General features: G+C 48.0%; 1 protein-coding gene. It reads right to left on the bottom strand.

All coding sequences use genetic code 11. The annotated features are described in order from the left end of the window. Positions 1–708: acetyl-CoA carboxylase, carboxyltransferase subunit beta (gene accD, locus R7R78_RS26300; protein ID WP_225474633.1), on the bottom strand; the 708-nt coding region annotated here is incomplete at both ends.

The raw sequence follows: 708 nt of genomic DNA, 5'->3' as shown, positions 1-708 counted from the left end.
GTACCGTTTGCTCGATTACACGACGACCAGCAAAGCCGATCAACGCTTTAGGCTCACCAATGTTGATGTCGCCCAGCATCGCCAAACTTGCCGATACACCGCCCATGGTTGGGTCAGTAAGAACCGAAATAAATGGCAGGCCTTTTTCTGACAGACGCTCAAGTGCCGCACTGGTTTTCGCCATTTGCATTAGAGACATCAGCGCCTCTTGCATGCGAGCGCCGCCACTTGCAGAGAAACATACAAGCGCGCAGTTGTTCTCGATTGCTGCTTCTACTGCTTTAACAAAGCGAGCACCAACCACAGAGCCCATTGAACCGCCCATGAAAGAGAATTCAAACGCACACGCTACTAGAGGCATGCCTAATAGCTCACCTTGCATAACGATCAGCGCGTCTTTCTCGCCACTGCTCTTTTGTGCTGCGGAGATACGCTCTTTGTATCGCTTAGAATCTTTAAACTTCAGTTTGTCTTGAGGCTCAAGCTCAGTGCCTAGCTCAACACGGTTACCTTCGTCCAAGAATGTTTCCAAACGACGACGCGCTTTCATACGCATGTGATGGTTACACTTAGGACAAACTTCTAGGTTACGCTCAAGTTCAGCATGGTAAAGAACCTGCTCACAAGAGGTACATTTCGTCCACACACCTTCTGGGATAGAAGCTTTACGTGAACTAACTAGGTTACTTTTCTCTAAAATCTTTTCAA

Source organism: Vibrio sp. 2134-1 (genome assembly GCF_033339495.1).
This window is presented reverse-complemented; position numbering and strand designations above follow the sequence as displayed.